Source organism: Pseudomonas sp. FW305-25 (assembly GCF_017351415.1).
Lineage (GTDB): Bacteria > Pseudomonadota > Gammaproteobacteria > Pseudomonadales > Pseudomonadaceae > Aquipseudomonas > Aquipseudomonas chlororaphis.
The window spans coordinates 15,635-32,631 of record NZ_JACNDE010000043.1 but is presented as its reverse complement, the minus strand read 5'-3'; the positions used below and the strand labels follow the sequence as shown (position 1 = coordinate 32,631).

General features: G+C 62.4%; 16 protein-coding genes. 13 read left to right on the top strand and 3 right to left on the bottom strand.

Annotated elements, in window-relative coordinates:
• Positions 1-177 precede the first annotated feature (177 nt).
• Entirely contained in the window at positions 178-2,361 is a 2,184-nt protein-coding gene (locus tag J4E58_RS27740; protein WP_087089220.1) for a hypothetical protein, read from the top strand.
• Between the two features lie 327 nt (positions 2,362-2,688).
• Here J4E58_RS27740 and J4E58_RS27735 read toward each other — a convergent pair whose 3' ends face one another.
• Positions 2,689-3,000 (bottom strand): DUF2288 domain-containing protein, encoded by a 312-nt coding sequence (locus J4E58_RS27735; protein WP_007926613.1) that lies wholly within the window; start codon positions 2,998-3,000, stop codon positions 2,689-2,691.
• A gap of 339 nt (positions 3,001-3,339) precedes the next feature.
• On the opposite strand from J4E58_RS27735, the gene J4E58_RS27730 reads away from it, so the two are divergent.
• The 9 genes from J4E58_RS27730 (at position 3,340) to J4E58_RS27690 (ending at position 11,150) form a co-directional block, all read left to right on the top strand.
• Complete coding sequence (locus J4E58_RS27730) at positions 3,340-4,467, top strand: branched-chain amino acid ABC transporter substrate-binding protein (RefSeq protein WP_007926614.1); 1,128 nt, start codon at positions 3,340-3,342, stop codon at positions 4,465-4,467.
• A 231-nt stretch (positions 4,468-4,698) separates the two neighbouring features.
• The gene (livH, locus tag J4E58_RS27725) at positions 4,699-5,622 is read left to right on the top strand and encodes a high-affinity branched-chain amino acid ABC transporter permease LivH (RefSeq protein ID WP_007926616.1); all 924 of its coding nucleotides are present in this window, start codon (positions 4,699-4,701) and stop codon (positions 5,620-5,622) included.
• On the top strand, positions 5,619-6,875 hold the full coding sequence (locus tag J4E58_RS27720) for a high-affinity branched-chain amino acid ABC transporter permease LivM (protein WP_007926619.1): 1,257 nt from the start codon (positions 5,619-5,621) through the stop codon (positions 6,873-6,875). The genes livH and J4E58_RS27720 overlap by 4 nt, the downstream gene beginning before the upstream one ends.
• A complete protein-coding gene (gene livG, locus J4E58_RS27715) occupies positions 6,872-7,639 on the top strand; it encodes a high-affinity branched-chain amino acid ABC transporter ATP-binding protein LivG (protein WP_009047385.1) in 768 nt (255 codons plus the stop codon). Before J4E58_RS27720 ends, livG begins: the two co-directional genes overlap by 4 nt.
• Entirely contained in the window at positions 7,640-8,341 is a 702-nt protein-coding gene (locus tag J4E58_RS27710) for an ABC transporter ATP-binding protein (protein ID WP_007926621.1), read from the top strand.
• 302 nt (positions 8,342-8,643) lie between these two features.
• A complete protein-coding gene (locus J4E58_RS27705) occupies positions 8,644-8,949 on the top strand; it encodes a DUF2282 domain-containing protein (RefSeq protein WP_007926622.1) in 306 nt (101 codons plus the stop codon).
• A 28-nt stretch (positions 8,950-8,977) separates the two neighbouring features.
• Positions 8,978-9,862, top strand: coding sequence for a DUF692 domain-containing protein (locus tag J4E58_RS27700; protein ID WP_238437528.1), 885 nt, complete (start codon positions 8,978-8,980; stop codon positions 9,860-9,862).
• The gene (locus J4E58_RS27695) at positions 9,859-10,644 is read left to right on the top strand and encodes a DNA-binding domain-containing protein (protein WP_087089331.1); all 786 of its coding nucleotides are present in this window, start codon (positions 9,859-9,861) and stop codon (positions 10,642-10,644) included. Before J4E58_RS27700 ends, J4E58_RS27695 begins: the two co-directional genes overlap by 4 nt.
• A 2-nt stretch (positions 10,645-10,646) precedes the next feature.
• Positions 10,647-11,150, top strand: coding sequence for a DoxX family protein (locus J4E58_RS27690; RefSeq protein WP_087089222.1), 504 nt, complete (start codon positions 10,647-10,649; stop codon positions 11,148-11,150).
• Between the two features lie 190 nt (positions 11,151-11,340).
• Here J4E58_RS27690 and J4E58_RS27685 read toward each other — a convergent pair whose 3' ends face one another.
• Complete coding sequence (locus tag J4E58_RS27685) at positions 11,341-12,249, bottom strand: LysR family transcriptional regulator (RefSeq protein ID WP_085530004.1); 909 nt, start codon at positions 12,247-12,249, stop codon at positions 11,341-11,343.
• A 106-nt stretch (positions 12,250-12,355) separates the two neighbouring features.
• On the opposite strand from J4E58_RS27685, the gene J4E58_RS27680 reads away from it, so the two are divergent.
• The 3 genes from J4E58_RS27680 to J4E58_RS27670 all read left to right on the top strand — a co-directional run bounded on the left by J4E58_RS27680 (position 12,356) and on the right by J4E58_RS27670 (position 15,532).
• Complete coding sequence (locus tag J4E58_RS27680) at positions 12,356-12,955, top strand: short chain dehydrogenase (RefSeq protein WP_007923343.1); 600 nt, start codon at positions 12,356-12,358, stop codon at positions 12,953-12,955.
• A 169-nt stretch (positions 12,956-13,124) separates the two neighbouring features.
• Positions 13,125-13,808, top strand: coding sequence for a COG3650 family protein (locus J4E58_RS27675; protein WP_009042479.1), 684 nt, complete (start codon positions 13,125-13,127; stop codon positions 13,806-13,808).
• 110 nt (positions 13,809-13,918) lie between these two features.
• Entirely contained in the window at positions 13,919-15,532 is a 1,614-nt protein-coding gene (locus J4E58_RS27670; protein ID WP_087089224.1) for an NAD(P)/FAD-dependent oxidoreductase, read from the top strand.
• Between the two features lie 66 nt (positions 15,533-15,598).
• Here the strand turns inward: J4E58_RS27670 and J4E58_RS27665 are convergent, their stop codons facing one another.
• Positions 15,599-16,693 (bottom strand): PLP-dependent cysteine synthase family protein, encoded by a 1,095-nt coding sequence (locus J4E58_RS27665; RefSeq protein WP_087089226.1) that lies wholly within the window; start codon positions 16,691-16,693, stop codon positions 15,599-15,601.
• Positions 16,694-16,997 lie beyond the last annotated feature (304 nt).

Sequence of the window (16,997 nt, the reverse complement as noted above, 5' to 3'; positions counted from 1 at the left end):
TTAAAGATCACCAAAAACTGGCCGATTTATCTGAGCTTAGGAAAGGATTCCCCCTAGCGGCCATCAGACTTATCCCTATCGCTGGGGCCAATATCGCGCTGTAAAGTCGCGAGATCCCACTTGATGGCTCTTTGACACCTTGTCACCGAGCCGACCAGTCCAGACACACGGCGCACAATGACTTCTAAAAACAATTCTGCCAACGCAGTATCCGAACTGACGCTGACCCCGGGCAGCCAGAGCTTTTCAGATTCGAAGCCATTGTCCAGCTCGCGCCCACAGGCGCCCCAGCAATACCTCTACTTCACCGAAACCAACACCGACCGCATCCTCGACAACCTCGACGGCCTGCGCGACTCGGTATTTCCCCGCGCGCCGCACCTGGAAGACGAACTCGAGTCACGCCGCGAGCAGGAGTTTCCCTCGGTCTGCCTGATCGGCCTGGGCCGCTGCGGGTCGAACATCGCCCTGGATGTGGCGGAGCTGGTGTACAACGCCCGCAAGTTCTACCTCAACGAATTCAACACCGACGACAAGGCCTATGCCGACAAGGGCTACAGCCCCGCCCAGTGGATCCGCCACAACCTGCGCCTGGGCCAGAGCAAGGCCAGCAAACCGGTGTTCCTGGTCGAGCCGCTGGTGATGCTGGGCGACCTGGACAAGGACATCGCCGGGCGCATCCGCTTCTCGCGCAAGGGCGAAAAAAGCGGCTTCATCCGCGACTACAGCAAAATGAAGATCATGGACCTCTCGGAAGTCCATGCCGGCGGCGCCGGTAACGCGCCGATCCTCGGCCAGTACCTGGCCAAGATCATCCTCAACAAGGACACGCAGCGCTTCTCCAGCCCCGACTGGAAAATGATCCACTCGTACCTGATCGACTCCTGCGGCATCAAGGCCAACCAGTCGCGCCTGTACTTCTCGATCTTCAGCGCCGGCGGCGGTACCGGTTCGGGCATGGCCTCGGAGTTCGGCCTGGCCCAGCAGTACTCGTACATGAACAAGACGTTCGACACCAAGCCAATCGACGAGCACGACAGCAAGAGCGGCCACTCCTTCGTCTTCGAGCCGATCTTCACCAGCGGCATCTGCGTACTGCCGAACATCTCCGATCACCGCAGCGAAATGTCCGAAGCGTTGCACATCAACGCCGGACGCTTGCTGTGCAAATACCTGTCGGAAGAATGGGACTTCTCCTACAACTTCGATAACGAAGACAGCAGCGAAGCCAGCGTCATGGGGCGCATCCGCCCATGGAACGCGATGATGCTGATTTCCAACGACATCATGCGTTATGCCGAAGAAAGCGATGACGGCAACATCCAGAACATCGACGTCAATGCCATGGAGAAGCACGCCAACCAGTACATCTCCCAGCAGATCTTCAACATCCTCACCGCCCAGGCGGTGACCACCGACTACGACCAGAACTACTTCCGCCGCGCCGGCATCGACATCGGCGAGACCATCCGCCTGGATGCCAACGACCTGTTCATGAGCCTGGCCGGCCCGGTGGCGATCGCCTATGCCGAGTCCGTGGTCCCGGAAACCCCGGTGCCGAGCGGCGACAAGTTCAAGGTGTTCGAGAAAGAGCCGCAGCGCCTGAACATCGACGACCTGTTCTTCCGCTCCATCGACCTGCCGCACTTCAACAAGGTGACCCAGGCCATCGAAGGCATCAGCCTGCTGCCGATCGAGTCCAAGCGTTATCGCGCGGCGCTGGAGCAATACAAGGCTTCCGGTTACGACGCCGCCGCGCTGCACGACCTGCACTTCTTCAAGAACTGCTCGTCGGTGGTGTCGATCGTCTCCCTGCCCAAGGACTACAAGCTGTCGTACATGGACCTGAACCGGCTCAAGACCCACCTCAACAGCCTGTTCCCCAATACCACCCTCAAGCGTTACGCCCTGGTGATCGGCGCCTCGGCCAACCTGTCGCTGACCACCCTGATCGCCAAGAGCCCGTGCCTGTCGGACGACTTCCTGACCCTGATCGTGGCCTTTATCAAGCGTTGCTTCGCCCGCAACCCGTACCGCTTCGACGAGACCCTGGACAACTCGATCCTCGACTTCATCGTCAGCGAGGCATTCGATGAAAGCCGTATCGACGAGTTGCTCAACGAGTTCGAGAACCCGGCGAAGATCCTCGATACCAACTGGTACGCGATCAAGCCGATGTACGAGAAGAAGTACCGCGAGCTGATCAACGACAAGGACAAGTTCGTCTCGATCAACGACATCCGCCTGTCCCGCGATTGCGTGAAGAAGGCCATCAAGTACCTGCGCGAGATCTACCGCCACCGCATCGGCAAGACCAAGGTGATCTCGCTGAACAACCATACGGGCAGGACGGCTTACTAACAGCTGCCCCTCTTCTGTAGGAACAGCCGGTCGACGCTCGATTGCTCGCGATCAGCGGCATCGAGCTGAAGCGATGTCGACTGGCTGGACGCCATCGCGAGCAAGCTTCGCTCCTACAGGGGAAATGGCGTTTACAGGGAAGTGATGTTAATCCCCTGAAACAATCAGGCAGCCCTCGGGCTGCCTTGCAAACTGTTCCCATTCCGCTTACGTCACCGTCAGCCTGAAATGGGTGGGGCCTTTCTCCACGGGCAACTTGCCATCACCCTGATCGCGGTTACTCGGCTACACACTTTCAACCGGAAAAACCAGGCACTATTTTGGTGCTCAGTCTTCGCCCTGCGCCCTTTCCTGGACCAGAATCCACGGCGAAACCACCACTGCCCACAGCAGCGGATCGCGCTCCACCAGATCCAGCGCCCGCGTCGCAGACACCTTGCCCACCTTCTCGGCGGCCAGCCAGGCAGAGACTTTCTCGGCCTGGTTCTCGGCCATGGCCTCGGCTGCCTCGATCAAATCCAGGCTGGCGTCGACCCACAATAGGGCACCCTTGGCGAAGAACGGTTCCAGCTCCTTCCAGGTAATGGATGCGGTTTCACCAAGCAGCTTGGCATAGAGGGTGCTAGGTTCTTGAGTCATGGGCCTGTCCCGAAAAGAAATCGGCGCAATGATAACGTCGGTGCTCTGGCAGACAAACCCGGTTGCAATTGCGTCAACGATAGAGAAGTGCAGGAGAGCCAGGGATTGCTCGCTGAATACGGTCAAAACCCCGCCGCGATTCTGTCTTTTTCTTTCAATAAAGCGACACCCCCTGATTTTGCCCCCTGGCGCCAGCTTCCCAGGCTAACAATCGGCGCTCTACACTGTACCGGTACAGTTGCCGGGGGCATTTTCCGGGGATATCCAAGAGATATCTGACCCGGTTCTGCTGCTACGGCGCCAGGACTATAAAAATTACAACAGTAAGAGTGGAGCACTATGAATAAGGCTACTAAGCAGATTTCCAAACTGTTTGCCGCTATGGTTCTGGCCGGAGTCGCCAGCCATTCGTTCGCAGCTGACACCATCAAGATCGGCATCGCCGGCCCCAAGACCGGCCCTGTAGCCCAGTACGGCGACATGCAGTTCAGTGGCGCCAAAATGGCCATCGAACAAATCAACGCCAAGGGCGGCGTCGATGGCAAGCAGCTCCAGGCCGTCGAATACGATGATGCCTGCGATCCGAAACAAGCCGTCGCCGTAGCCAACAAAGTCGTCAACGACGGCGTCAAGTTCGTGATCGGTCACCTGTGCTCCAGCTCCACTCAACCGGCTTCGGACATCTACGAAGACGAAGGCGTGGTCATGATCACCCCCGCCGCCACCAGCCCGGACATCACCACCCGTGGTTACAAGATGGTGTTCCGCACCATCGGCCTGGACAGTGCCCAGGGCCCTGCCGCCGGTAACTACATCGCCGACCACGTGAAGCCGAAAATCGTTGCCGTGCTGCACGACAAGCAGCAGTACGGTGAAGGCATCGCCACCGCCGTGAAGCAGACCCTCGAGAAGAAAGGCACCAAGGTTGCCGTGTTCGAAGGCATCAACGCCGGCGACAAAGACTTCTCCTCGATGATCGCCAAGCTCAAGCAAGCCAACGTCGACTTCGTCTACTACGGCGGCTACCACCCGGAGCTGGGCCTGATCCTGCGCCAAGCCCAGGAAAAAGGCCTGAAAGCCAAGTTCATGGGTCCGGAAGGCGTGGGTAACGACTCCATTTCGCAGATCGCCAAGGACGCTTCCGAAGGCCTGCTGGTGACCCTGCCGAAATCCTTCGACCAGGATCCGGCCAACGTGGCCCTGGCGGATGCCTTCAAGGCCAAGAAAGAAGACCCGAGCGGTCCGTTCGTGTTCCCTTCCTACTCGGCTGTCCAAGTGATTGCCGAAGGCATCAAGGCCGCCAAGTCCGAAGACGCCACCAAAGTGGCTGAAGCCATCCACGCCGGTACGTTCAAGACCCCGACCGGCGACCTGAGCTTCGACACCAAGGGCGACCTGAAAGACTTCAAGTTCGTGGTCTACGAGTGGCACTTCGGCAAACCTAAAACCGAAGTCTCGCCTCAATAAGGCCCTGTCTGACTGACTGCCAATAAAGCCCACGGCGTGCCGTGGGCTTTGTTTTGCGAACGTATTGGGCCTGTTTTCCGTGATCCGGAAGCCCGCCCACCTGAAAATCTCAAAACCGTCATCAGCGGTTCGCTGGCAAAACCTGACCCGAAGTGGATGCAGATCCACGGGGCACAGGCGGGAAAATGACTCCACCAGTGAAATGCGTATCAGGTTTTTAGGAGCGCTGTAATGCCTGACCTCTATCACTTTTTCCAACAGCTGGTTAACGGTCTCACCGTTGGCAGCACGTATGCCCTGATCGCCATCGGCTATACGATGGTTTACGGCATCATTGGAATGATCAACTTCGCCCACGGCGAGGTGTACATGATCGGTTCCTATGTGGCGTTCATCGCCATCGCGGGCCTGACCATGATGGGACTCGACAGCGTCCCGCTCTTGATGACCGCGGCCTTCATCGCGACCATCGTCGTTACCAGTGCCTACGGCTACAGCATCGAACGGATCGCCTACCGCCCCCTGCGCGGCAGCAACCGTCTGATCCCGCTGATCTCGGCCATCGGCATGTCGATCTTCCTGCAGAACACGGTTCTGCTGGCGCAAGACTCCAAGGACAAATCCATCCCCAACCTGATCCCGGGCAACTTCTCCATCGGGCCAGGTGGCGCACATGAAGTGCTGATCTCCTACATGCAAATCGTGGTGTTCGTGGTGACCCTGATCGCCATGCTCGGCCTGACCCTGTTCATCTCCCGTTCCCGCCTGGGCCGTGCCTGCCGTGCCTGCGCCGAGGACATCAAGATGGCCAACCTGCTGGGTATCAACACCAACAACATCATCGCCCTGACCTTCGTGATCGGTGCCGCGCTGGCAGCGATCGCGGCCGTGCTGCTGAGCATGCAATACGGCGTGATCAACCCCAACGCCGGCTTCCTGGTCGGTCTCAAGGCCTTCACCGCCGCGGTACTGGGCGGCATCGGCAGCATTCCGGGCGCCATGCTGGGCGGCCTGGTACTTGGGGTGGCGGAAGCCTTCGGTGCCGATATCTTCGGCGACCAGTACAAGGACGTCGTGGCGTTCGGCCTGCTGGTTCTGGTGTTGTTGTTCCGGCCAACCGGCCTGCTGGGCCGTCCGGAGGTTGAGAAAGTATGACTAGGAATCTTCGACAGGCGTTCTTCAGCGCCTTGCTGGTGTGGGCCGTCGCCTACCCGATACTCGGTTTGAAACTGACCATCGTCGGCATCAACCTGGAAGTCCATGGCACCAGCCCCACCACCCTGATGATCATCGCCGCGTGTTCGGTGTTGATGTTCCTGCGGGTGCTGTTCGACCAGCAGATCAGCGCGGCCTGGAAGTCCTCGCCCAATATGCCGGTAATCCCGGCCAAGGCCAGCAACTTCCTGACCCTGCCGACCACCCAGCGCTGGATCATCATTGCGTTGATCATCGGTGCGCTGGTCTGGCCGTTCTTCGGCTCCCGCGGCGCGGTGGACATCGCCACCCTGGTGCTGATCTACGTGATGCTCGGCCTGGGCCTGAACATCGTAGTCGGCCTGGCCGGCCTGCTGGACCTGGGGTACGTCGGCTTCTACGCCGTGGGCGCCTACAGCTACGCGCTGCTGTCGCACTACTACGGCTTGAGCTTCTGGATCTGCCTGCCTATCGCCGGCCTGATGGCGGCCACTTTCGGCTTCCTGCTGGGCTTCCCGGTATTGCGCCTGCGCGGTGACTACCTGGCGATCGTGACCCTGGGCTTCGGCGAGATCATCCGCTTGTTCCTGCGTAACCTGACCGACCTCACCGGTGGTCCGAACGGTATCAGCAACATCGATAAACCGACGTTCTTCGGCCTGACCTTCGAACGCCGGGCCGCCGAGGGCATGCAGACCTTCCACGAGTACTTCGGCATCGAATACAACTCGATCAACAAGGTGATCTTCCTCTACCTGGTCGCGCTGTTGCTGGCGCTGTTCGCCCTGTTCGTCATCAACCGCTTGCTGCGTATGCCCCTGGGACGTGCCTGGGAAGCCCTGCGTGAAGACGAAATCGCCTGCCGCGCACTGGGCCTGAACCCGACCGTGATCAAGCTGTCGGCCTTCACCCTGGGTGCCTGCTTCGCCGGTTTCGCCGGCAGCTTCTTCGCCGCGCGCCAGGGCCTGGTGACGCCGGAGTCCTTCACCTTCATCGAGTCCGCGACCATCCTCGCCATCGTCGTGCTGGGCGGCATGGGCTCGCAGTTGGGCGTGGTCCTGGCGGCCACCGTGATGATCCTGCTGCCTGAACTGATGCGCGAATTCAGCGAATACCGCATGTTGATGTTCGGCGCCATGATGGTGCTGATGATGATCTGGCGTCCTCAAGGCCTGCTGCCCATGCAACGTCCCCACATGGAGCTGCGCAAATGAGCCGTGAGATCCTCAAAGTAACGGGCCTGAGCATGCGCTTTGGCGGCCTGCTGGCGGTCAACGGCGTGGCCCTGACCGTCAAAGAGAAACAAGTGGTATCGATGATCGGCCCGAACGGCGCCGGCAAGACCACGGTGTTCAACTGCCTGACCGGCTTCTACCAGCCCACCGCCGGCAGCATCCTGCTCGACGGCGAGCCGATCCAGGGCCTGCCCGGGCACAAGATCGCCCTCAAGGGCGTGGTACGCACCTTCCAGAACGTGCGGCTGTTCAAGGACATGACCGCGGTCGAGAACCTGTTGATCGCGCAGCACCGTCACCTGAACACCAACTTCCTGGCCGGCCTGTTCAAGACCCCGGGGTTTCGCAAGAGCGAGCGCGAGGCCATGGAATACGCCGAGTACTGGCTGGAAAAGGTCAACCTCAAAGAGTTCGCCAACCGTCCCGCCGGCACCCTGGCCTACGGTCAGCAACGGCGCCTGGAAATCGCCCGCTGCATGATGACCCGTCCGCGGATCCTTATGCTCGACGAACCGGCCGCCGGCCTCAACCCGCGGGAAACCGAAGACCTCAAGGCGCTGATCGGCGTGTTGCGCGAAGAGCACAACGCCACGGTGCTGCTGATCGAACACGACATGAAGCTGGTCATGAGCATTTCCGACCACATCGTCGTGATCAACCAGGGCACGCCCCTGGCCGACGGCACGCCAGAACAGATCCGCGACAATCCTGAAGTGATCAAAGCCTACCTGGGGGAAGCGTAAATGCTGCAGTTCGAAAACGTTTCCACCTTCTACGGCAAGATCCAGGCGCTGCACAGCGTCAACGTCGAGATCCGCCAGGGCGAGATCGTCACCTTGATCGGTGCCAACGGCGCCGGCAAATCCACCCTGCTGATGACCCTCTGCGGTTCGCCGCAGGCCCACAGCGGCAGCATCCGTTACCTGGGTGAAGAGCTGGTGGGGCAGACCTCGGCGCAGATCATGCGCAAGAGCATTGCCGTGGTGCCGGAAGGTCGTCGGGTATTCGCCCGCCTGACCGTGGAGGAGAACCTGGCCATGGGCGGGTTCTTCACCGACAAGGGCGATTACCAGGAGCAGATGGACAAGGTCCTGGGCCTGTTCCCGCGCCTCAAGGAACGCTTCAACCAACGCGGCGGCACCATGTCCGGCGGCGAACAGCAGATGCTCGCCATCGGCCGCGCGCTGATGAGCAAGCCCAAGCTGTTGCTGCTCGACGAACCGTCCCTGGGCCTGGCGCCGATCATCATCCAGCAGATCTTCGACATCATCGAACAGCTGCGCCGTGACGGCGTGACGGTGTTCCTGGTGGAACAGAACGCCAACCAGGCGCTGAAGATCGCCGACCGTGCCTATGTACTGGAAAACGGTCGGGTGGTGATGCAAGGCACCGGCGAAGCCCTGCTGACCGACCCCAAGGTGCGCGAAGCCTATCTGGGCGGCTGAGCACTTGCTGCAAACAAGAACGGCCCTGCGGGGCCGTTTTTTTTCGCCTGGAAATCTCCCCTCCTGTAGCCGCTGCCGCAGGCTGCGATCGACGGCGAAGCCCTCGCAATCACTGGCAGCGCGGTGTACCGAGCCTTCCGAGTGCTCAGCCTTTGCGGGGCGTTGCCCCGATCGCAGCCTGCGGCAGCGGCTACAACTGGATTTTTTTCGCCTGGGCTGTAACAAACCCCAGCGACCTTTCTCTAGAGGGGTAAGCAGGCACGAATGCCTGCCTACACCACTACCTTTTCTGGAGAAACACCATGACCGCTACCACTCGCACCCTGTCCGCCGCCGCCCTGGCCCTGGCCCTCGGTTCTGCCTTGAGCATCGCCGCGCTGCCGACCACCGCCCAGGCCGCCGACGACATGGAGAAATGCTTTGGCGTCGCCATGAAAGGCAAGAACGATTGCGCGGCAGGCGCGGGCACCACCTGTGCCGGTACCGCCAAGGTCGACCACCAGGCCAACGCTTGGAAGCTGGTTCCTAAAGGCACCTGCGAGAAAACCGCCAGCAGCACCTCGCCTACCGGTTTCGGCCAACTGCAAGCCTACAAAGCCAAGTCGTAAGCAACCTGCCTGAGTGTCGATGATGAACATGGCCGTACCACTCCCCCTCCATCCCGCCACTCAGGCGACCGTCTCCAGCCTGCCGCAACGCGCCGGGCTGGGGCTCAAGACCGAGCACTTTCGCCAGGTCCTGAAGGAACAGCCCGATATCGGCTTCTTTGAAGTCCATGCGGAAAACTACATGGTCGCTGGCGGGCCGTTCCATCACTACCTGGGGCTGATCCGCGAACAGTATCCGCTGTCGCTGCACGGCGTCGGCCTGTCGATCGGCGCCGAAGGTCCGCTGGACCAACAGCACCTGAAACGCCTGGCCGTGCTGATCGAGCGGTATCAACCCCAGTCCTTTTCCGAACACCTGGCCTGGTCCAGCCATGGCCCGGTGTTTCTCAATGACCTGCTGCCCCTGGCCTATGACCGGCCGACCCTGAACCGCGTCTGCGAACACATCGACCAGGTGCAGAGCACATTGCGCCGCCCCATGCTGCTGGAGAACCCGGCGACCTACCTGGAGTTTCGCCAGTCGAGCATGGCCGAGGCCGAATTCATCCGCGAGGTGATACGCCGCACCGGCTGCGGCCTGTTGCTGGACGTGAACAATGTCTACGTGTCGTGCATCAACCACCGGCGCGACCCGCTGGCCTATATCGATGCCCTGCCGCTGCACGCGGTGGGCGAGATCCACCTGGCCGGGTTTGCCGAAGACACCGACAGCCTGGGCGACCGGCTGTTGATCGACGATCACGGCGCGCCGATCGATAACGCCGTATGGGCGCTGTACCTGCGGCTGCTGGAACGGATCGGAGCGACCGCGACCCTGATCGAGCGCGACAACCAGGTGCCGGCGTTTTCCGTGCTGCACGCTGAAGTACGCCAGGCGGATGAGCTGCTGCAATGCGCCAGGAGGCTGCCGTGAACACACAAGCCAGCTTCGCCAGCGCCCTGTTCGACTCCGAGCAACCCTGCCCTGCGGACCTGTACTGCGGCAACGGCGCCGACCCGGCCAGCCGCTTCGCGGTGTACCGCAACAATGTGCAGAGCTCGTTGATCAACGCCCTTGCCGATGCCTATCCGGTGGTGGCGCAACTGGTGGGCGATGAGTTCTTCCGGGCCATGGCCGCGCTCTACGTCAGGCGCTTCCCGCCCACCAGCGCCGTGCTCAGCGACTATGGCCATGACTTCGCCGATTTCATCGGCGGTTTCCCTCCCGCCGCCGGCGTGCCTTACCTGGCCGATGTCGCGCGCCTGGAACGCCTGCGGATCACCGCCTATCACGCCGCCGACACCTGCCCGGTGCCACTGGCGCAGCTCGCGACGGCCATGGCCGAGCCGCAAACGCTGGGGCAATTGCGCCTGGAACTGCATCCCTCGCTCAGCCTGCTGAACTCGCCCTATCCGGTGGTCGATGTATGGGCCGCCCACCAGGGCGATGGCGACTGGCAAGGCGTCGACCTAAAGAGCATCGACCTGTGCCAAGGACAAGACGCCCTGGTGCTGCGTCACGACCTGGAGGTCGAGGTGTTCGCCATCGACGCCGGGGTCGCCTGCTTCATCCACGCCCTGCGCCACTCGCAGCCACTGCAAGCCGCCGCGGCCAATGCCTTGGCTGTCGATCCGGCGTTCGAGCCGAGCCAAGCCCTGGCGCTGCTGATCGGTCGCGGCGCCATCACTCGCCTGTCCCCCCATTCCGAGGTCTGAACATGCACACCCACTGCACCAATCACCACCCGCTCACCCATGGGGTGAACCGGCTCATCCAACTGCTGGGAAGCATTCCCCACAGCCTGATCGCCTTTATCGCGCGCTTCTCCATTGCCGCGGTGTTCTGGAAGTCCGGCCAGACCAAAATCGAGGGCCTGGCCATCGACCTGTTCTCCGGGACGTTCGAGCTCGGCATGCCGCGCCTGGCCGACTCGACCATTCCGCTGTTCCAGAGCGAGTACCAGGTACCGCTGCTCTCCCCTGAACTGGCCGCACACCTGGCGGCATTCGCCGAGCATCTGTTCCCGCTGCTGCTCCTGGTCGGTTTCGCCACGCGCTTCTCGGCGCTGGCGCTGCTGGGCATGACCCTGACCATCCAGCTGTTCGTCTACCCCGACGCCTACCCGACCCACGGCACCTGGGCGGCGGTCCTGCTGTACCTGATGGCCCGCGGCCCCGGCAAGCTGTCCATCGACCACCTGATCGCCCGCCGCTATCGCTGAGCCGCCGCTGTAGCGCTGTAGCCGCTGTAGCCGCTGTAGCCGCTGTAGCCGCTGTAGCCGCTGTAGCCGCTGTAGCCGCTGCCGCAGGCTGCGATCGGCCCCGAAGGGGACGCAAGGTTTTGAGATCGCTGAAGGCCTTCGGCCTTATCGCAGCCTGCGGCAGCGGCTACAGGAGGCGCAAACCGTCAAGTCAAAGGCGATCCAGCGCTTCGCCACTGCGCTTGAACCAGCCGATCAAGTAATCCGCCAGGACCTGGGTGCGCTTGGGCAACCCGCCCTGATACGGATGCACCAGATACATCGGCATGCTGCGGGTCTGGTAATCGCGCAGCAGCCCGCGCAAACGCCCGTCGGCCAGTTCCGCCTGCAGCAGGTAGGACGGTAGCCGGGCGATTCCCGCCCCCACCAGCGCGGCCTTTTTCAGCAGGTTGTAGTGATTGCTGGCGAAAGGTCCCGAAACCCGTACTCGAAACAGTTCGTGCTGCTGGTGATAGAGCCACTCCTCACGGCCGCTGTAATGGCTGTTGAGCAGGCAGCGATGTTCGGCCAGGTCCCTGGGCGCCTGTGGCTCGCCATACTGTTCCAGGTAAGCCGGGCTGGCGCAGGTCATCTCGTGCCAGGCCAGCAGCGGCCTGGCCACCAGTCGTTGGTCATTGGCCACTTCCGAACGGATCGCCAGGTCGAAACCGTCCCGGGACAGATCGCGATAGTTGTTGTTCAGCTCCAGCTCGATCTGCACCTCGGGGTACTGCCGGGAAAACTCCAGCAGCAGGCCTTCGAAGAAGGTCTCGCCCAGGGACACCGGCACCGTCAGCCGCACCGGCCCGGCCATGTCGTCCTTGAGCCGCGCCAGCGCCTGGCGCGCCCGCTCGACCTGAACCAGCAGCGCCTGGGCCTGGGGCAACAAGGCGGCGCCCGCCGCGGTCAGGCTCAAGCGCCGTGTGGTGCGCTGCAACAACACCACCGCGAACTGCGCCTCCAGGGCGCTGATGCGCTTGGACAATTGCCCCTTGCTGCACCCCAGTTGCTGGGCGGCCAGGGTGAAACTGCCGGCCTCGATCAGCACAGCGAACGCCGCCAAGTCATCCATCTCGCTCATGGATTGTTTCCATTTGAAAACCAAAGGTTGCCAATTAGCGCGCTAATCAACAAGAAAAACCAGCACTAGACTGCAACCTCGTTCAACCCACGCGAGGAACCACCCCATGAAAATCCTTCTGATCGGCGCCAACGGCACCATTGGTTCGGCCGTCGACAAAGAGCTGTCGCAACGCCATGAAATCATCCGCATCGGCCGCAACAGCGGTGATTTCCAGGTGGATATCAGCGACAGCGCCTCGATCCGCGCACTCTTCGAGCAAACCGGCACATTCGACGCACTGATCTGCGCCGCGGGCAATGTCACCTTCGCGCCGCTGGGCGAGATGAGCGCCCAGCACTTCGCCCTGGGCCTGCAGGACAAGCTGATGGGCCAGGTCAACCTGCTGCTGATCGGCCGCGAGTTCGCCAACGACGGCGCCTCGTTCACCTTCACCTCCGGCATCCTCAACCGCGACCCGATCCGCAGTGGCGCCTCGGCGGCCCTGGTCAACGGCGCCATCGACGGCTTCGTCCGCGCCGCCGCCATCGAACTGCCACGCGGCCTGCGGGTGAACTCGGTGAGCCCAACCGTGCTGGAAGAAGCCATGGACAGCTACGCCCCGTACTTCCGTGGCTACAAACCGGTTCCCGGCGCCGACGTGGCGCTGGCCTACGCCAAGAGCGTGGAAGGCCTGCAGACTGGCCAGACCTATATCGTCGGTTGACCCACATGCCTCTGCAGGAGCGAAGCTTGCTCGCGATAACGCTGCACCCGGCATACCGCAGCGCCTGGATCGCCGGCAAGCCTGGCTCCTACAGAGACATGAGTGGATCCAGGGTTGTGATGAACGGTCAGGCTGCGTAACGTGGCGGCACTTGATTGGAGACCCGACGATGCGTGCCGCCCGTTCCCTTGTTTGTATTGCCCTGCTCCCCCTGTTTGCCGGTTGCCAGATGCTGTCGGTGTTTGATGGCCAGTCCCGGACGCAGTCCCAGGCCGGCCAGACCCGCATGCAGGGCACGCTGACCGCCGCCGACGGCCAGTTGCTGTTCAAGCCCTGCGTCGGCGAGCAGCGTTATGTGGTCAAGGACAACGGCGGTACCAGCATCCTCCAGGAAGCCGCCAGCCTGGCCGACCAGCAGGGCACGCTGTTCGCCGACCTGCGAGGGCACTTTTCCCCGAGCAAGTCCGGCGGCGCCGACAGTGAAGTGGCGCTGAGCCAGCTGTATCGCGTCGAACGCTCGAACGACGCCTGCAGCGATCCCGACTTCCCGCGCCTGATCCTGCGGGCCAGTGGCAAGGCCCCGGACTGGAACGTCGACGTCAGCGCCAAGGGCATGCGCATCGAACGCGCCGGCCAGCCGGCGCTGGCGCTGCCCTACCTGGAAGAGCAACTGGGCGACGGCCGTTTCAACCTCAGCAGCGAAGCCAACAACCGCCACGTCGAACTCTGGGTCGCGCCGCAGCGCTGCGTGGACAGCAAGACCGGCAGCGTGCAGCACCTGACGGCGGAACTGCGGGTCGATGGCCAGGTCCAGCGCGGTTGCGCCTATTTCGGCGGCTCGCGCAGCGACTGAGGCGACGGGCAACCGTTTTAACCTCACGGGGTCCGGGCTTTGCGGCTTATAATCGCCGGTTTGTAAAACCGCCCTGACGCATTGGTGCGTCCCGCGAACCGGACCCTGTCATGTTACGAATCACCGAACTCAAGCTGCCGATCGACCATCCCGATGAAGACCTGCGCCCTGCCATCCTGCAGCGCCTGGGCATCGCCAGCGAGGACCTGCTCGACTTCACCCTGTTCAAGCGCAGCTACGACGCGCGCAAGAAGTCGTCCGAGCTGTGCTTCATCTACACCCTCGATCTGAACGTGCGCGACGAGGCCAGGCTGCTGCACAAGTTCGCCGACGACCGTAACGTCAACCCGGCGCCGGATGTCAGCTACAAGGTCGTCGGCCAGGCGCCCGCCGACCTGGAACAGCGCCCGATCGTGGTCGGTTTCGGCCCCTGCGGGATTTTCGCCGGCCTGCTGCTGGCGCAGATGGGTTTCAAGCCGATCATCCTCGAGCGCGGCAAGGAAGTGCGCCAGCGCACCAAGGACACCTGGGGCCTGTGGCGCAAAAGCGTGCTCAACCCGGAATCCAACGTGCAATTCGGCGAAGGCGGCGCGGGGACCTTCTCCGACGGCAAGCTGTACAGCCAGATCAAGGACCCGAAACACCACGGCCGCAAGGTCCTGCACGAGTTCGTCAAGGCCGGCGCGCCGGAAGAGATCCTCTACGTCAGCAAGCCGCACATCGGCACCTTCCGCCTGACCGGCGTGGTCGAGAACATGCGCCAGCAGATCATCGCCCTGGGCGGTGAAGTGCGTTTCGAGCAACGAGTGACCGACGTGCTGATCGAAGACAGCCAGCTGGTCGGCGTCGAGCTCAACAGCGGCGAACAGATTCACTCGAAACACGTGATCCTGGCCCTCGGCCACAGCGCCCGTGACACCTTCCGCATGCTCCACGGCCGTGGCGTGTACATGGAGGCCAAGCCGTTCTCCGTGGGTTTCCGCATCGAACACCCGCAGTCGCTGATCGACAGCGCGCGCCTGGGCAAGTACGCCGGTCACCCGAAGCTCGGCGCCGCCGACTACAAGCTGGTGCACCACGCGAAGAACGGCCGTTCGGTCTACAGCTTCTGCATGTGCCCGGGCGGCACCGTGGTGGCGGCGACCTCCGAGCCAAACCGCGTGGTCACCAACGGCATGAGCCAGTACTCGCGTAACGAGCGCAACGCCAACTCCGGCATCGTGGTCGGCATCACCCCAGAAGTGGATTACCCGGGCGGCCCGCTGGCCGGTATCGAGCTGCAGGAACGCCTGGAATCCCACGCCTTCGTGCTCGGCGGCAGCAACTACGAAGCCCCGGCGCAACTGGTAGGCGACTTTATCGCCGGCAAGCCGTCCACCGCCCTGGGCAGCGTCGAGCCGTCCTACAAGCCGGGCGTCGCCCTGGGTGACCTGGCCCTGGCCCTGCCGGACTTCGCCATCGAGGCGATCCGCGAAGCGCTGCCGGCCTTCGAGCGGCAGATCAAGGGTTACTCCCTGCACGACGCGGTGCTGACCGGGATCGAGACCCGCACCTCGTCGCCGCTGCGCATTACCCGCGACGAATCGATGCAGAGCCTGAACGTGAAAGGCCTGTACCCGGCCGGTGAAGGCGCCGGTTATGCCGGCGGCATTCTGTCGGCCGGTGTCGACGGGATCCGCATCGCCGAAGCGGTGGCACGCAACATCCTCGGGATCGAGGCGTAAAAAAAGGCCCCTTTACAGGGGCCTTTTCACAGGCAGGCTCGCTCCCCAAGGAGCGGGCTTGCAGCCTCAGATGCCGGCGCGCAATACGCTGGCCGGCAACGCCTCGCCACGTTCCACACTCGCCGCCACGCTCTCGATCAACTCACTCAATTCGTAGCCCTGAGCGGCCAGCCAGTCCTGATCGTAATAGGTGGTCGCATAACGCTCGCCACCGTCACACAGGATGGCGACGATCGAGCCACTCTCCCCGGCCTGTTTCATCTGCTGCGCCGCCATCAACGCGCCGATCAGGTTGGTACCGCTGGAACCGCCCACCCGCCGCCCCAGGCGCTGCGCCAGGTAATGCATGGCCGCCAGCGACAGGGCATCCGGCACCTTGACCATGGCATCGATCACCTTGGGCAGGAACGACGCCTCGACCCGTGGCCGGCCGATCCCTTCGATGCGCGAACCGCAATCCAGGCGCAGGCTGGCATCACCGCTCTGGTAGTAATCGAAGAACACCGAACGCTCGGCGTCGGCGCAGAGTACCCGGGTGCAATGCTGGCGATACCGCACATAACGCCCCAGGGTGGCGGTGGTGCCGCCGGTACCCGGGCTGGAGATCAGCCATTTGGGCTCCGGGTAACGCTCGAAGCGCAGCTGCTGGAAGATCGACTCGGCGATGTTGTTGTTCGCCCGCCAGTCGGTGGCGCGCTCGGCATAGGTGAACTGGTCCATGAAATGCCCGCCGCCCTCCCGGGCCAGGCGCTCCGACTCGGCGTAAATCTGCGTCGGGTCCTGCACCAGGTGGCTCTTGCCGCCGTAGAAGGCGATCTGCGCGATCTTTTCCTGGGACGTGGTGGCCGGCATCACCGCAATGAACGGCAAGCCCAGCAGGCGCGCGAAATAGGCCTCGGAAATCGCCGTCGAACCACTGGACGCCTCAATCACCGGCGCCCCGGGCTTGAGCCAGCCGTTACACAGCGCATAGAGGAACAACGAACGCGCCAGGCGATGCTTGAGGCTGCCGGTGGGATGGCTGGACTCGTCCTTGAAATACAGCTCGATGCCCGGCAGGCCCGGCAGGGGCAAGGGGATCAGGTGGGTGTCGGCGCTGCGCTGGAAGTCGGCTTCGATGATCCGGATGGCCTCGCGGGCCCACTGACGGTTGTCGCTCATGGTGTTTTCTCGTTGGCTCGAACGCCACACAGGACGCAGAAAGATGAAGTGCACCCAGCATAGGCGATCCAGGCACAAGGAAAATCAGGCGCTGCAACAGGCAAAAGTCCCCGGCCCGTCGGGCTGGGGCCGGACATGTTAGGAAACATCCCCGGTCTCTCACAGGTACAGTTTTGAATCAATTGGATACACAACTGCTAGGCTGGTTTTCCAGCAGGCCGCTGCCGCACTGCATATAACAAAAAAGAATATAACTTTTGTTTTAACAACTAACAGTACGGGTTAGGGTGTGCCACCTTTTTGG

Excerpts from the sequence above, each read along its gene's own strand:
- J4E58_RS27685 (WP_085530004.1), bottom strand. The coding sequence starts at position 12,249 with ATGAGCGAGATGGATGACTTGGCGGCGTTCGCTGTGCTGATCGAGGCC.
- J4E58_RS27680 (WP_007923343.1), top strand. The coding sequence starts at position 12,356 with ATGAAAATCCTTCTGATCGGCGCCAACGGCACCATTGGTTCGGCCGTC.
- J4E58_RS27740 (WP_087089220.1), top strand. The coding sequence starts at position 178 with ATGACTTCTAAAAACAATTCTGCCAACGCAGTATCCGAACTGACGCTG.
- J4E58_RS27735 (WP_007926613.1), bottom strand. The coding sequence starts at position 3,000 with ATGACTCAAGAACCTAGCACCCTCTATGCCAAGCTGCTTGGTGAAACC.
- livG (WP_009047385.1), top strand. The coding sequence starts at position 6,872 with ATGAGCCGTGAGATCCTCAAAGTAACGGGCCTGAGCATGCGCTTTGGC.
- J4E58_RS27670 (WP_087089224.1), top strand. The coding sequence starts at position 13,919 with ATGTTACGAATCACCGAACTCAAGCTGCCGATCGACCATCCCGATGAA.
- livH (WP_007926616.1), top strand. The coding sequence starts at position 4,699 with ATGCCTGACCTCTATCACTTTTTCCAACAGCTGGTTAACGGTCTCACC.
- J4E58_RS27665 (WP_087089226.1), bottom strand. The coding sequence starts at position 16,693 with ATGAGCGACAACCGTCAGTGGGCCCGCGAGGCCATCCGGATCATCGAA.
- J4E58_RS27730 (WP_007926614.1), top strand. The coding sequence starts at position 3,340 with ATGAATAAGGCTACTAAGCAGATTTCCAAACTGTTTGCCGCTATGGTT.
- J4E58_RS27675 (WP_009042479.1), top strand. The coding sequence starts at position 13,125 with ATGCGTGCCGCCCGTTCCCTTGTTTGTATTGCCCTGCTCCCCCTGTTT.
- J4E58_RS27720 (WP_007926619.1), top strand. The coding sequence starts at position 5,619 with ATGACTAGGAATCTTCGACAGGCGTTCTTCAGCGCCTTGCTGGTGTGG.
- J4E58_RS27700 (WP_238437528.1), top strand. The coding sequence starts at position 8,978 with ATGGCCGTACCACTCCCCCTCCATCCCGCCACTCAGGCGACCGTCTCC.
- J4E58_RS27690 (WP_087089222.1), top strand. The coding sequence starts at position 10,647 with ATGCACACCCACTGCACCAATCACCACCCGCTCACCCATGGGGTGAAC.
- J4E58_RS27710 (WP_007926621.1), top strand. The coding sequence starts at position 7,640 with ATGCTGCAGTTCGAAAACGTTTCCACCTTCTACGGCAAGATCCAGGCG.
- J4E58_RS27705 (WP_007926622.1), top strand. The coding sequence starts at position 8,644 with ATGACCGCTACCACTCGCACCCTGTCCGCCGCCGCCCTGGCCCTGGCC.